11 protein-coding genes are annotated in these 12,910 nt (G+C 62.8%); 6 read left to right on the top strand and 5 right to left on the bottom strand.

The features are described from left to right. Positions 1–63 precede the first annotated feature (63 nt). From gfa to AC1DXM_RS28755, 3 genes are read right to left on the bottom strand one after another with little or no spacing between them, the layout of a single operon-like run. Entirely contained in the window at positions 64–633 is a 570-nt protein-coding gene (gene gfa / locus AC1DXM_RS28765; protein WP_477238450.1) for an S-(hydroxymethyl)glutathione synthase, read from the bottom strand. A gap of 28 nt (positions 634–661) precedes the next feature. Next, a complete protein-coding gene (locus tag AC1DXM_RS28760) occupies positions 662–913 on the bottom strand; it encodes a hypothetical protein (protein ID WP_477238448.1) in 252 nt (83 codons plus the stop codon). Further along, positions 910–2,037 (bottom strand): S-(hydroxymethyl)glutathione dehydrogenase/class III alcohol dehydrogenase, encoded by a 1,128-nt coding sequence (locus AC1DXM_RS28755; protein WP_477238444.1) that lies wholly within the window; start codon positions 2,035–2,037, stop codon positions 910–912. The genes AC1DXM_RS28760 and AC1DXM_RS28755 overlap by 4 nt, the downstream gene beginning before the upstream one ends. Positions 2,038–2,275: 238 nt before the next feature. On the opposite strand from AC1DXM_RS28755, the gene AC1DXM_RS28750 reads away from it, so the two are divergent. The 3 genes from AC1DXM_RS28750 (at position 2,276) to AC1DXM_RS28740 (ending at position 8,504) form a co-directional block, all read left to right on the top strand. Beyond that, positions 2,276–4,288 carry an acetyl-CoA carboxylase biotin carboxylase subunit gene (locus AC1DXM_RS28750; protein WP_477238442.1) on the top strand — a complete coding sequence of 671 codons (2,013 nt, stop codon included), beginning with the start codon at positions 2,276–2,278 and terminating at the stop codon, positions 4,286–4,288. 112 nt (positions 4,289–4,400) lie between these two features. Continuing rightward, positions 4,401–7,928 (top strand): DNA polymerase III subunit alpha, encoded by a 3,528-nt coding sequence (gene dnaE, locus AC1DXM_RS28745; RefSeq protein ID WP_477238440.1) that lies wholly within the window; start codon positions 4,401–4,403, stop codon positions 7,926–7,928. 180 nt (positions 7,929–8,108) lie between these two features. Beyond that, positions 8,109–8,504 carry a nuclear transport factor 2 family protein gene (locus tag AC1DXM_RS28740; protein ID WP_477238438.1) on the top strand — a complete coding sequence of 132 codons (396 nt, stop codon included), beginning with the start codon at positions 8,109–8,111 and terminating at the stop codon, positions 8,502–8,504. Between the two features lie 96 nt (positions 8,505–8,600). Here AC1DXM_RS28740 and AC1DXM_RS28735 read toward each other — a convergent pair whose 3' ends face one another. Beyond that, positions 8,601–9,482 (bottom strand): DMT family transporter, encoded by an 882-nt coding sequence (locus AC1DXM_RS28735; protein ID WP_477238436.1) that lies wholly within the window; start codon positions 9,480–9,482, stop codon positions 8,601–8,603. Positions 9,483–9,603: 121 nt separating this feature from the next. Between AC1DXM_RS28735 and AC1DXM_RS28730 the strand changes: the two genes are divergently transcribed. Together AC1DXM_RS28730 and AC1DXM_RS28725 are read left to right on the top strand one after the other, a co-directional pair. Continuing rightward, positions 9,604–10,185 (top strand): hypothetical protein, encoded by a 582-nt coding sequence (locus AC1DXM_RS28730; protein WP_477238434.1) that lies wholly within the window; start codon positions 9,604–9,606, stop codon positions 10,183–10,185. A gap of 161 nt (positions 10,186–10,346) precedes the next feature. Beyond that, positions 10,347–10,853 (top strand): hypothetical protein, encoded by a 507-nt coding sequence (locus tag AC1DXM_RS28725; protein WP_477238432.1) that lies wholly within the window; start codon positions 10,347–10,349, stop codon positions 10,851–10,853. A 9-nt stretch (positions 10,854–10,862) separates the two neighbouring features. Here the strand turns inward: AC1DXM_RS28725 and AC1DXM_RS28720 are convergent, their stop codons facing one another. Further along, the gene (locus tag AC1DXM_RS28720; protein WP_477238430.1) at positions 10,863–12,191 is read right to left on the bottom strand and encodes a DNA polymerase IV; all 1,329 of its coding nucleotides are present in this window, start codon (positions 12,189–12,191) and stop codon (positions 10,863–10,865) included. Positions 12,192–12,258: 67 nt separating this feature from the next. Here AC1DXM_RS28720 and AC1DXM_RS28715 point away from each other — a divergent pair, with 67 nt between their 5' ends. Next, entirely contained in the window at positions 12,259–12,834 is a 576-nt protein-coding gene (locus tag AC1DXM_RS28715) for an N-acetyltransferase family protein (protein WP_477238428.1), read from the top strand. The last annotated feature ends 76 nt before the right edge of the window (positions 12,835–12,910 follow it).

Genomic DNA, 12,910 nt, shown 5'->3' with positions numbered 1-12,910 from the left:
GTAGCAATACGCGGTGGGCTGGGGAGAAGGGCCGGCGTCGCAAGCCAGCCCTTTCGTTTTCATTCAGGCCGGAAGCGCGCCGGATTTCTTTGCCGTCCAAGTGGCCATGTAGTCCATCAGGCCGGGGTTGAGGCAGTCATAGGGCTCGAGCCCGATCGACCTCAGTTGTGCGCGGATGCCGTCCATCCGCTTCGGATCGACACCGGACTCGATGATTGAGGAGACGAAGGCGGCAAAGCCCGGCGGCGACCAGCCGTCTTCCTCGAAGCGTTCGGGGTGGAGGAAGGTCAGGCCCTTGAACGGATGGTCGCGCTCGACCGGGCCGTGCATGTGGACGCCGCATCCGGTGCAGGCATGGCGCTGGATGAGTGCGGAGGGATCAACGACCTTCAACTTATCGCCATTCTCGGTGATGGTGACGTCGCCGGTGCCGGCGACCGCCACGACCGAGAACACGGCGCCTTCTGGTTTCCAGCATTTGGTGCAGCCGCAGGCATGGTTGTGGGCGATCTGGCCCTTGACCTTCACCTTGACCGGCTTGCTGGTGCAGGCGCAGACCAGCGTGCCGCCGGCAAAGCTCGCGCTTTCCTTGGGCAGCCCATTGTCGATCTTGGGGTGCAATTTTTCCGGCATTTTCTTCCTCCCTGTTTTGTCACCTCGACTAGGTCTCGATGACCACCTCATTTTCCATGAAGTGCACCTTCAGCAGACGATGCACTTCGGTCAGGCTCCTCCTTAGAAACTGTCCATGCACGAGGTAGGCGATCTCATCTTGGGCACGGTCGATCTCCTCCAGATTGACCGTGACGCGCTTTTCTTCGCGGAAGCTGCGCCAGAGATCCTCGCCAAAGTTCCGTATTCGATGGATCGTCGACTTCTTAGGGTCGACGAAGCGAATTCGAACCTCCTTCAATAGACGACCACGCTCCGGATCGACTTGCCCTCATGCATGAGGTCAAAGCCCTTGTTGATGTCCTCCAGCTTCAGCAGATGGGTGATCATCGGATCGATCTGGATCTTGCCGTCCATGTACCAGTCGACGATCTTCGGCACGTCGGTGCGGCCGCGTGCGCCGCCAAAAGCGGTGCCCATCCAGGTGCGGCCGGTGACCAATTGGAAGGGTCTGGTCGAAATCTCCTGGCCGGCGCCGGCGACGCCGATGATGACTGACTTGCCCCAGCCGCGATGCGAGGCTTCCAGCGCCTGGCGCATCACCTTGGTGTTGCCGGTGCAATCGAATGTGTAGTCGGCGCCGCCGATCTGGTCGGCGCCGCGCTTGGTCATGTTGACGAGGTGAGGGACGATGTCGCCGTCGATCTCCTTCGGATTGACGAAATGCGTCATGCCGAAGCGTTCGCCCCAGGCTTTCTTGTCGTTGTTGAGATCGACACCGATGATCATGTCGGCGCCTGCCAGCTTCAGGCCCTGGATGACGTTCAAGCCGATGCCGCCCAGGCCGAAGACGACGGCGGTTGCGCCTTGCTCGACCTTGGCCGTGTTGATGACGGCGCCGATGCCGGTGGTGACGCCGCAGCCGATGTAGCAGATCTTGTCGAAGGGGGCGTCGGGGTTGACCTTGGCGACCGCGATCTCGGGCAACACGGTGAAGTTGGAGAAGGTCGAGCAGCCCATATAGTGAAAGATCTTGTCCTTGCCGATCGAGAAGCGCGACGAGCCGTCCGGCATCAGGCCCTGGCCCTGCGTGGCGCGGATGGCGGTGCACAGGTTGGTTTTCCTGGATAGGCAGGACGGGCACTGCCGGCATTCCGGCGTGTAGAGCGGAATGACGTGGTCGCCCTTCTTGACCGAGGTAACGCCCTTGCCGACATCGATGACGATGCCGGCGCCTTCATGGCCGAGGATCGCCGGGAACAGGCCTTCCGGGTCGGCGCCCGACAAAGTGAACTCGTCGGTGTGGCAAATGCCGGTCGCCTTGATCTCTACCAGCACCTCGCCCTCGCGCGGACCGTCGAGGTCGACCTCCAAGATCTCCAGCGGCTTTCCGGCGGCGACAGCGACTGCGGCGCGGGTTTTCATCAGGCAATTCCTCCCATGCGATTGGTCTTCAGGCTTTCAGGATTTTTATACTGTTTCAACCCGATTTGGCGACCAAATATGGCGCAAATCTTGGCTCAGGCGTCGGCGAGCCCGACCTTTGTCGCGCGACTCGGGCCTGGCGTGCCGGAAGTGTCTTGGTGGGTGCGCGGCCGGGCGGTGCTTGAGCCGGGCTGCCGAAGCCCATAAGAAGGACGAAAGACCCGAGGAAGCGCCTTCGATGTTCACGAAAATCCTGATCGCCAATCGCGGCGAGATCGCTTGCCGCGTCATCAAGACGGCGCGCAAGATGGGCATCGCCACCGTCGCGGTTTATTCCGACGCTGATCGCGACGCCATGCATGTCGAGATGGCCGACGAAGCTGTGCATATCGGGCCGTCGCCCGCCGCGCAGAGCTATCTCGTGCCTGAGAAAATCATCGCTGCCTGCAAGGAAAAAGGCGCGCAGGCCGTGCATCCCGGCTACGGGTTCCTGTCGGAACGGGCCGCCTTCTGCGAAGCGCTAGAGGCCGAGGGCATTGTCTTCATCGGTCCGAAACCCAAAGCGATCAAGGCGATGGGCGACAAGATCGAATCGAAGAAGTTCGCCAATGCGGCCAAGGTTTCGACGGTACCCGGCTGGCTTGGCGTGATCGAGAATGCCGACCATGCCGAAAAGATCGCCGGCGAGATCGGCTATCCCGTGATGATCAAGGCTTCGGCCGGCGGCGGCGGCAAAGGCATGCGCATCGCCTGGAGCCAGTCGGAAGTGCGCGACGGCTTCGACCGGGCGCGCTCGGAAGCCAAAAGCTCGTTCGGCGACGACCGTGTCTTCATCGAGAAATTCGTCGTCGATCCGCGCCATATCGAGATCCAGGTGCTTGCCGACGCGCACGGCAATGCACTCTATCTCGGCGAGCGCGAATGCTCGATCCAGCGCCGCAACCAGAAGGTCGCCGAAGAGGCGCCGTCGCCATTCCTCGATGCCAAAACCAGGAAGGCGATGGGCGAGCAGGCAGTCGCGCTGGCCAAGGCGGTCGACTATCAGAGCGCCGGCACCGTCGAGTTCATCGTCGACGCTGAAAAGAACTTCTATTTCCTTGAAATGAATACACGATTGCAGGTCGAACATCCGGTGACGGAGCTCGTCACCGGCATTGATCTGGTCGAGCAGATGATCCGCGTCGCTGCCGGCGAGAGGTTGGCTTTGAAGCAGAGCGACGTCAAGCTGAACGGCTGGGCGGTGGAAAGCCGGCTCTATGCCGAGGATCCCTATCGCAATTTCCTGCCGTCGATCGGCCGGTTGACGCGCTATCGGCCGCCGGAGGAGGGCACGTTCGGCGATGTCATCATCCGAAACGACACCGGCGTCACCGAGGGCTCCGAGATTTCGATGTTCTATGACCCGATGGTGGCAAAGCTCTGCACCTGGGCGCGGACGCGTATCGAGGCGATCGATGCCATGTCGGAGGCGCTCGACAGTTTCGTCGTCGACGGCATCGAGCACAACATTCCATTCCTGGCATCGCTCATGCAGCATCCGCGCTGGCGCGAAGGGCGGATATCGACCGGCTTCATCGCGGAGGAATATCCGGATGGTTTTGCGCCGATCGTACCCGACGCTGACGAAAAGGCCGTGCTGGCGGCAATCGCGACCGCGGTCGAGCTTCTGCGCCGCGACCGGCTCGACCGGTTAGGCGGACGGCTGGCGCCGCATTCGGGTGCGCTCAAACGCGACTGGGTGGTGAAGATCGGCGAGGATTATCTTTTCGCCTCGATCCTGGAAGGCATGGTCTCCATCCCGATGGAAATCGACCTGTCGGTCAATGGCGGCAAGGCGCTGACGGTGACTTCCGACTGGCGGCCGGGCGATCTGATCTGGCGCGGTCATGTTGGCGCCCGCAAGGTTACAGCGCAGATCAGGCCGCTGCCGAACGGCTTGCGCATCGCTTGGAAAGGCATGTCGGTGAACGCACGCGCCATGCTGCCGCGCATAGCGGAGCTGGAACGGCTAATGCCGGAAAAGGTGGCGCCGGACACGTCCAAGATGCTGCTTTGCCCGATGCCGGGCCTGGTCGTGTCGATCGCGGTTGTCGAGGGGCAGGAGGTCAAGGCCGGCGAGACGCTGGCCGTGGTCGAGGCGATGAAGATGGAAAACGTGCTGCGCGCCGACCGTGATCTTGTCGTGTCGAAGCTCAACGCCAAACCTGGCGATAGCCTTGCCGTGGACGCGGTGATCATGGAGTTCGCATAAGGCAAGGCTACGGAAGCCTGTGGTCGGTGTTCATTTGTGCTGGACTGGCATCGCCCGGTCCCGGACAATACATTTCCATCGACTCAAAGCCCTTCGAGCAATTTGAAACACCATGGCGGATGACAAACTTCCCCGCGATCCCCTGAAGCGCGAAGCAGCGATCGCCGCTTCGCGCCCGGAGGCACCGGCGCGGCCATTCATCCATCTGCGCGTGCATTCGGCCTATTCGCTGCTCGAAGGAGCCTTGCAGGTCGGCGCCGTTGTCGGTCATGCCGTCAAGGACGAGTGCCCGGCCATCGCCGTCACCGACACCAACAATCTGTTCGGTGCACTGGAATTCGCCCAGAAGGCGGTGAAGGAAGGCATCCAGCCGATCATCGGCTGCCAGATCGATATCGCCTTTTCCGGCGAGACCAGCGACGCGCAGCGCGACCGCCGCCGCCATGGGCCGGAGATGCATGCCGTGGTGCTGCTCGCCGCCACCGAGGCCGGCTATGGCAACCTGGTCAGGCTGGTCAGCAAGGTCTATCTGGAGACGCCGCCGGGCGAGGCCGTGCATCTGACGTCAGCAATGCTTGAGGGCCATAGCGATGGCCTGATATGCCTCAGCGGCGGCCCGCGCGGTCCGATAGGTCGGGCCCTGAAGGAGGACCGCCGCGATCTCGCCGAAGCGCGGCTGCTGGCGCTCAAGGCGCTGTTTGGCGACCGGCTCTATGTCGAACTGGATCGAGTTTCCGGCTATGACCGCGCGATCGAAAAGTCATCGGTCGATCTTGCCTACACCCATGATCTGCCGCTGGTCGCCACCAATGAGGCGTTCTTCTCTGCCCGCGACGACTATGACGCACACGACGCGCTGATCGCGATTGCGGAGGGTTCGGTCGTCGCCGCCGACAACCGCCGCCGCCTGACAGCGGACAATTTCCTGCGCAGCCAGGCCGACATGGCACGGCTGTTCGCCGACCTGCCGGAAGCGATCGACAACACCGTCGAAATTGCGCTGCGCTGCTCCTATTATCCGAAGACCCGCAGCCCGATCCTGCCGCGTTTTACTGGGGGCGATGTCGCCGACAATGAGGTGGCGCTGAAGGCCGAGGCCGACGAACTGCGCCGCCAGGCCCATGAAGGGCTCGATGCGCGGCTGGCGGCGCATGGACCCACTGCCGGCTATACCGCCGAGCAGTATCGCGAGCGGCTCAATTTCGAGCTCTCCATCATCGAGAAGATGAAATTCCCCGGTTACTTCCTGATCGTTGCCGACTTCATCAAATGGGCGAAGGCGCAAGGCATTCCGGTCGGGCCGGGGCGCGGTTCGGGCGCCGGATCGCTGGTCGCGTATTCGACCACCATCACCGACATCGACCCGCTGCGCTTCTCGCTTCTGTTCGAGCGCTTCCTCAACCCCGATCGCGTGTCGATGCCCGACTTCGACATCGACTTCTGCCAGGACCGGCGCGAAGAAGTCATCCGCTACGTCCAGCAGAAATACGGCCGCGACCAGGTCGGGCAGATCATCACCTTCGGTACGCTGCAGGCGCGCGCGGTGCTGCGCGACGTTGGCCGCGTGCTGCAGATGCCCTACGGCCAGGTCGACAAGCTGTCCAAAATGGTGCCGCAGAACCCGGCCAATCCGGTCAAGCTGGCGGATGCCATCGCCAACGAGCCCCGCTTTGCCGAGGAGGCCGAGAAGGAGCCGATCGTGCAGACGCTGCTCGATATGGCGCAGAAACTGGAAGGCCTCTACCGACACGCCTCGACGCACGCCGCCGGCATCGTCATCGGCGACAGGCCGCTGTCGGAACTGGTGCCGATGTACCGCGATCCGCGTTCGGACATGCCGGTCACCCAGTTCAACATGAAATATGTCGAGCAGGCCGGGCTGGTGAAGTTCGACTTCCTCGGCCTGAAGACGCTGACGGTGCTGGAGACGGCGGTGAAGCTGATCCGCCGCCGCGGCATCGAGATCGATCTGGCGACGATCCCGCTCGACGATCCTGACACCTACGCCATGCTGTCGCGCGGCGAAGTGGTCGGCGTGTTCCAGGTGGAAAGTGCGGGCATGCGCAAGGCGCTGATCGGCATGCGGCCCGACTGCATCGAGGACATCATTGCGCTGGTGGCGCTCTACCGTCCCGGCCCGATGGAGAACATCCCGACCTACAATGCCAGAAAACATGGCGAGGAGGAGATGGCCTCGATCCATCCCAAGATCGACCATCTGGTGAAGGAGACGCAAGGCGTCATCGTCTATCAGGAACAGGTGATGCAGATCGCGCAGGAGCTGTCGGGCTATTCGCTCGGCGAAGCCGACCTGCTGCGCCGCGCCATGGGCAAAAAGATCCGCGCCGAGATGGACAAGCAGCGCGAGCGCTTCGTCTCCGGCGCCGTCGAGCGTGGCATCGGCAAGCCGCAGGCCGACTTCATCTTCGACCTTTTGGCCAAGTTCGCCGACTACGGCTTCAACAAATCGCACGCCGCGGCTTACGCCGTGGTTTCCTACCAGACCGCCTATCTCAAGGCGCATTACCCGGTCGAATTCCTGGCGGCCTCGATGACGCTCGATATGGGTAACACCGACAAGCTCGCCGATTTCCGCCAGGATGCGCTGCGCCTCGGCATCGAGGTGGTGGCGCCGTCGGTAATGACCAGCTTCCGCAATTTCGAAGTCGGCGAGAACCGCATCTATTATTCGCTTGCGGCGCTGAAGGGCGTTGGCGATGCGGCGGTCGAGCATATCGTCGCGATGCGCGGTGAAAAGCCGTTCAAGAACCTCGCCGATTTCTGCGAGCGGGTCGATCCGAAGATCGTCGGTAAACGCGTCTTCGAAAGCCTGATCATGGCCGGCGCGCTCGATTGTTTCGGCCATGACCGCGCCCAGATGATGGCCGGCGTCGAACGGATGATGGGGCTGGCCTCGCTGGCGCAGCAGAACGCGATTTCGGGCCAGCACGACATTTTCGGCGCTTCTCTCGGCGCGCAGCAGCAGGCGCTCAATTTGCCGCCGACTGATCCATGGCTTGCAGCGGACCGGCTGCACCGCGAGTTCCAGGTGGTCGGCTTCTATCTTTCGGCGCATCCGCTCGACGAGTACAAGGCGGCGCTGCAGAAAATGCGGGTGCAGAACTGGGGCGAGTTCTCGGCCGCGGTCAAACGCGGTGCCGCTGCCGGGCGGCTCGCCGGCACAGTCACCACCAAGCAGGAGCGCAAGACGCGCACCGGCAACAAGATGGGCGTCATCGCCTTTTCCGACACGTCGGGCCAGTATGAAGCCGTGCTGTTTTCCGAGGGGCTGGCGCAATATCGCGACCTGCTCGAGCCCGGCCGCTCGGTGGTGATCACCGTTTCGGCCGAAGACAGGCCCGAAGGCGTCAATCTGCGCATCCAGACGGTGCAGTCGCTGGAGGATGAGGCCAGCCGCATCCAGAAGGCGCTGCGCATCTTCGTGCGTGACGCCGCACCGATCGGCATGCTGGCCGGCCAGCTGGCGGTGAAGGGCGAAGGCCAGGTCAGCTTCGTGCTGATCAAGGAGGCCGGGCAGGGCGAGGTCGAGATCGAACTGCCCAACCGCTACCGCATCTCGCCGCAAATCGCCTCTGCGATGCGCGCGGTGCCGGGTGTGGTGGAGGTCGAACTCGTCTAGGCGGTGCTGATATTCAGGCGATGCCGACGGCAATCACATGGACGTCGGCCAGCGCATCACTGCGTAAGATAGTTGTGGGCCTGACATTGCGGCCGATAGGGCCAGCGCGCCCCGCATGGTTGAAGTGAAGCTCCTTTGAACCACATGCGTTGAGTACGAACTTCAAAGGAACGCACAATCATGCCCAGCCGCGAACGCGTCGAAGCCTTCCTCAAGGAGGTGGTCAAAGGCAGCCATGTCAAGGCGATCGCCGACTTCTACCATGACGATGCAACCATGCAGGAGAATCTCGGCGTCCCGCGGCGCGGCAAGGAAATGCTGATGGCGCGCGAGCAATCAGTTTTGGACCAACTCCAGAAGATGCACACGCATCCCGTCCAGACTTTTCTGGTCGACGGCGACAACGTCGCCATCCGCTGGACATTCGACAAGACCGACAAGGATGGTGTCGTCCAGCGGCTGGAAGAGGTGGCGCTGCAGCAGTGGCGCGGTGATCGGATCGCCAAGGAGCAGTTCTTCTACGATACGGCGACCGCCTGGGGCGTTGTCGGACCCGATGGCACGGTGCAACGCTGACGACGTCCCCGGCCACCGGACGGCTTGCGCGCCGGACACTAGGCAATCCGCCACTTGCTCAACATACCTGATGAGGGGAACTGACCGGGTGGATCGCTACGACGCCGCCACTTCGGCCGGTTTTGGCGCCTTGCGCTGCAGGTTGAGCAGGTTGCCCATCAGGATCAGCAGGGCGCCCCCGGCGGTAAAAATGTCGATCTGCTCGCTGTAGAGCAGCCAGCCGACCAGCGCCGACAGCGGCACGCGCAGGAAATCCATTGGCGAGATGATGGTGGCGTCGGCATAGACCAGCGCTCGGGCCAGGCAGAAATGCGACGACATGCCGGTGAAGGCGATGACGACAATCCACGGCCACAGCGCCAGCGAGGGGTTGCGCCACTCATAGAGCGCCGGCACGAGGCCGACCGCCGATTGGATGACCAGCATCCAGAAGATGATGCGCACGACGCTGTCGGTGCGCGTCAGCGATTTGACCAGCACCAGCGAAATGCCGAAGCACACAGCGGCGCCGAGAACCACAAGATGGCCCGGATCCATCGAGCCGACGCCGGGGCGCACGATGACCACCACGCCGATCAGGCCGAGCACGATTGCCGCCAGCCTTGGCCGCGACAGCTTTTCGCCAAGGAAGCTGACGGCCAGGATAGCGGTCCAGATCGGCGTGGTGAATTCGATCGAGATCAGCACCGCAAGCGGGATCAGCGTCAAGGCATAGAGCCAGGCGGCCTGGCCGGTATAGTGGATGACGTTGCGGGCGATGTGGGCCAGCGGGCGCTGCGTGCGCATCGCCGCAAAACCGCCGCTCATCATCACCAGCGGCAACAGGATGAAAAAGCCGATCACCGAGCGCAGTTCCAGCACCTGGAAGACGTTGAGCTCTGCGGTCGTGGCGCGGCCGGCGACCGACATCGCCAGGAATGACGTGATCGACAGCGCCATCCAGAAGGCGGCCTTGGGGATCGAGGGAGCAGGGGCCATGCGCGCTATGTCGCAAGCCGGCAGGCGTGCCGCAACCGTTAGTCGAAGCATTCGACTGGGCCAGCGGGGCGGTGCAGAGACGGTTGTAAAAAAACCGTCACGTCGAAGGCGGAACCTGCCGATGGCGCTCGTTTCGAGTCCAGCGTCGGCCAACTCCCGGGGGAGTCGCCACCTTTGTGATCGCGAGAGGGGATTCTGGATGAAATCAGTCGCCGGGTTGCTGATTGCCGCCTGCCTGTTGTCAACGACGGCGGCACATGCCGACGAAGAGAGCTTTCTGCGCTTGTTGCAAGGAAAATTTGCCGGCAAAGGAACTGTCAGAATCGGGACGAATTCGCCGGTCATGAACATTTCCTGTACCTTCACGTCGGATACGACGGATGCCTCGCTGGCGCTGGACGGCACCTGCCGCGCCATGATGATCATGACGCGTGAAATCCGCGCCGATCTGACGACCAGCGGAGCGACCTACAGCGGCACCTATGTCGGATCCAAAAGCGGACCGGCGGCGCTAAGCGGCAGCCGCACCGGCGATGCGATCAACCTCGACATCCGCTGGGCAAAGATCGTCAACGGCGATCGCGATGCCCAGATGACCGTGGAAAAGATCGGCGCCGACGCCATGCGCCTGACCGTGACCGACGTCGATCCCAGGACTGGCAACACGGTGGTGACAAGCAGGATCGATCTTAACCGAAGCTGAAATCTCCACTCGTGCCGTGCCGGCCGATGCATCGACTGGGCCCAGCCGCGTTGCAGAACAGTCATGTAGGAAGGAACCTGAGGCTGCGGCAGGCGTTGACCCTCGGTATTTGCCAAATCCCTGGACGTACTGTTTTCGATATCAACGGGGGAGAGGTTCCGATGAAATCATTGGCGCTATTTGTGCTAGCCGGCTGCCTGCTGACCGCAAGCGGCGCGGCTCATGCCGACGAGGCTAGTTTTCTGAGTTCGCTGGACGGGAATTTCTCCGGCAAGGGCACAGTCAAGGTCACCACCGACGCACCGACGGTGAATGTGTCCTGCACCTTCAATTCCGACGCGACGTCGACCTCATTGTCGCTTGACGGCAACTGCCGTGGTCTTGTCGTGGTGACGCGCGCCATCAGCGCGGATCTGAAGGCCAGTGGAGCGAAGTACACCGGCGTCTATGTCGGATCGCGCACCGGGCCGGCACAGCTCGCCGGCAGCCGATCCGGCAACGCGATCAATCTCGGCATCAGCTGGGCGACGGAGGTCAATGGCGACCGCAAGGCGCGGTTGACGGTCGAGAAAACCAGCGGCGACGGAATGCGGTTGACCGTTACCGACGTCGATCCGAAAACCGGCAAGAGCGTGGTGACGAGCCGCATCGATCTGCAGCGCATCTGACCAAGAGCGTCAATCCTCGATCGGCTCCGGTGGGTTGGCGTTGCGGCCCTTGCCGAAGGTGTAGCCGGTTTCCACCGCCTTCTTGCCGAACTTGTCGCGCAGCGTGTCGATGGCGCTTTCGGCCATGGCTCGCTTGCGCGAGCCGACATCGACGAGATCGGGCGGGTCGGCCTTCCCGTCATCCGAGAGATCGCTGACGCCGATGCCGAGCAGCCGGTATTTCGTTCCGTCCGCCTCCTTGCGCAACAGGTCGAGGCCGGTCTGGAAGATGCGATCGGCCAGCCTTGTCGGGTCGCCGAGCTGGCGGTTGCGGGTGCGCAGCTTGAAATCCTGCGTCTTCAGCTTCAGCACCACGGTGCGCCCGGCAATGCCTGACTTTTTCAGCCGCGCCGAAACCTTTTCAGACAGTCCTCGCAGCACCGGAACCAGCTCGTCCATTTCAGCTATATCAGTGTCGAAAGTGGTTTCGGCCGAGACGCTTTTTGCATCCTGATCGGGGTCGACACGGCGGTCATCTTGGCCGCGCGACAGATGGTAGAGCCGGGTGCCCATCACACCATAGCGGCGCATCAGATCGGCTCGCTCCATGCGCTGCAGCTGGGCGATGGTGCGGATGCCGTCGCGTTCGAGCGTTGCGGCAAAAGCCTTGCCGACGCCCCAGATCAGCGTCACCGGCTGCTCGGCCAAGAAACCCAACGCCTCGGCCTCGCCGATCACAGAAAATCCGCGCGGCTTACGGAAATCGGAGGCGACCTTGGCCAGGAACTTGCAGTAGGAGAGGCCGGCCGAAACGGTGATGCCAATTTCCTTTTCGACGGTCAGCGCAAAGCGCGCCAGCACCACTGCCGGCGGCATGCCGTGCAGGCGCTCTGTGCCGGCGAGGTCGAGAAACGCCTCGTCGATCGAGAGCGGCTCGACCAGCGGCGTCAGCGCCTGCATCAGCGCGCGCACTTCGCGGCCGACGCGGACATATTTTTCCATATTGGGCGGGATGACGACCGCCTCCGGACAGGCCTCGAGCGCCTTGAACATCGGCATTGCCGAGCGGACGCCCTTGATGCGGGCGATGTAGCAGGCGGTGGAGACGACTCCGCGCTTGCCGCCGCCGATGATCAGCGGCTTGTCCTTCAGCGCCGGATTGTCGCGCTTTTCGATCGCCGCATAGAAGGCGTCGCAATCGATATGGGCGAGATGCAGCCGGTACAGCTCGGGATGACGGGCGAGCCGCGGGCTGCCGCAGCGTTCGCAGCGTCTGACATCGCTGCGCTGAAGGGTCAGGCAGTCGCGGCAAAAACCGTGCTCGGGATTGTTGACAGGGGCCGCCATCGCTGCGAACATAAAGAGAACAAATGCAATGGTACGTCAGGACGGAAGCCGCCACAAGCGGTTAGCCGGGAGAGAATTCATGAGCACGACCATAGCGCCGCTGAAGCCCGACCTATGGGCGGATTTCGAGGATCTTTTCGGCAAGCAGGGCGCCTGTTACGGCTGCTGGTGCACCTATTTCAGACAGGCGCCGGCGGCGCGGCGCGCCAGCGACAAGCAGCGCAACAAGGATCTTATCAAGGCGCGTATCGAGGCCGGGCCGCCGCCGGGGCTTTTGGCTTTCGAGGACGGCGTGGCAGTCGGCTGGATGCAGATCGGCCCACGCGCCGACGTGCCCGAATGGAACAATCGGGGCAGGGGTTCGGCGCCGTTCGATCCGTCCGACGCCACCGATCCCGGCGTGTGGGCGATCTCCTGCTTCTTCATTCGCGCCAGTGCGCGCGGCAGGGGCATCAGCCATCGTCTGGTCGAGGGCGGCATCGCCTTTGCCCGCCAGAACAAGGCGCGGCTGGTCGAGGCCTGTCCGATCGACGTGTCGCGCGATTCGCGTTCGATCGGGCTGTTCGTCGGCTCGTCGCGTGTGTTTGAAAAGGCCGGCTTCGAGCGGCTTGTCGAACGCAAGGCCGGCCGGCCGCTGATGCGGCTAGTGCTGTAGGCAGCAATGCATGGGGTTTGTCTTGCAGCTGTGATTGTATTTCCCTACCAGTGGTAGAAACGGCTTTCACAGCTGC

The sequence above is a fragment of the Mesorhizobium sp. P3_A2 genome (genome assembly GCF_056403115.1).
The sequence above is the reverse complement of the archived record's forward strand: the minus strand, read 5'-3'. Positions and strand labels throughout refer to the sequence as shown.

What these genes read in the sequence shown, in the direction of transcription:
- dnaE (WP_477238440.1), top strand. Translation starts at nt 4,401, where the DNA reads ATGGCGGATGACAAACTTCCCCGCGATCCCCTGAAGCGCGAAGCAGCG.
- AC1DXM_RS28725 (WP_477238432.1), top strand. Translation starts at nt 10,347, where the DNA reads ATGAAATCATTGGCGCTATTTGTGCTAGCCGGCTGCCTGCTGACCGCA.
- AC1DXM_RS28750 (WP_477238442.1), top strand. Translation starts at nt 2,276, where the DNA reads ATGTTCACGAAAATCCTGATCGCCAATCGCGGCGAGATCGCTTGCCGC.
- AC1DXM_RS28730 (WP_477238434.1), top strand. Translation starts at nt 9,604, where the DNA reads ATGGCGCTCGTTTCGAGTCCAGCGTCGGCCAACTCCCGGGGGAGTCGC.
- AC1DXM_RS28715 (WP_477238428.1), top strand. Translation starts at nt 12,259, where the DNA reads ATGAGCACGACCATAGCGCCGCTGAAGCCCGACCTATGGGCGGATTTC.
- gfa (WP_477238450.1), bottom strand. Translation starts at nt 633, where the DNA reads ATGCCGGAAAAATTGCACCCCAAGATCGACAATGGGCTGCCCAAGGAA.
- AC1DXM_RS28735 (WP_477238436.1), bottom strand. Translation starts at nt 9,482, where the DNA reads ATGGCCCCTGCTCCCTCGATCCCCAAGGCCGCCTTCTGGATGGCGCTG.
- AC1DXM_RS28720 (WP_477238430.1), bottom strand. Translation starts at nt 12,191, where the DNA reads ATGTTCGCAGCGATGGCGGCCCCTGTCAACAATCCCGAGCACGGTTTT.
- AC1DXM_RS28755 (WP_477238444.1), bottom strand. Translation starts at nt 2,037, where the DNA reads ATGAAAACCCGCGCCGCAGTCGCTGTCGCCGCCGGAAAGCCGCTGGAG.
- AC1DXM_RS28740 (WP_477238438.1), top strand. Translation starts at nt 8,109, where the DNA reads ATGCCCAGCCGCGAACGCGTCGAAGCCTTCCTCAAGGAGGTGGTCAAA.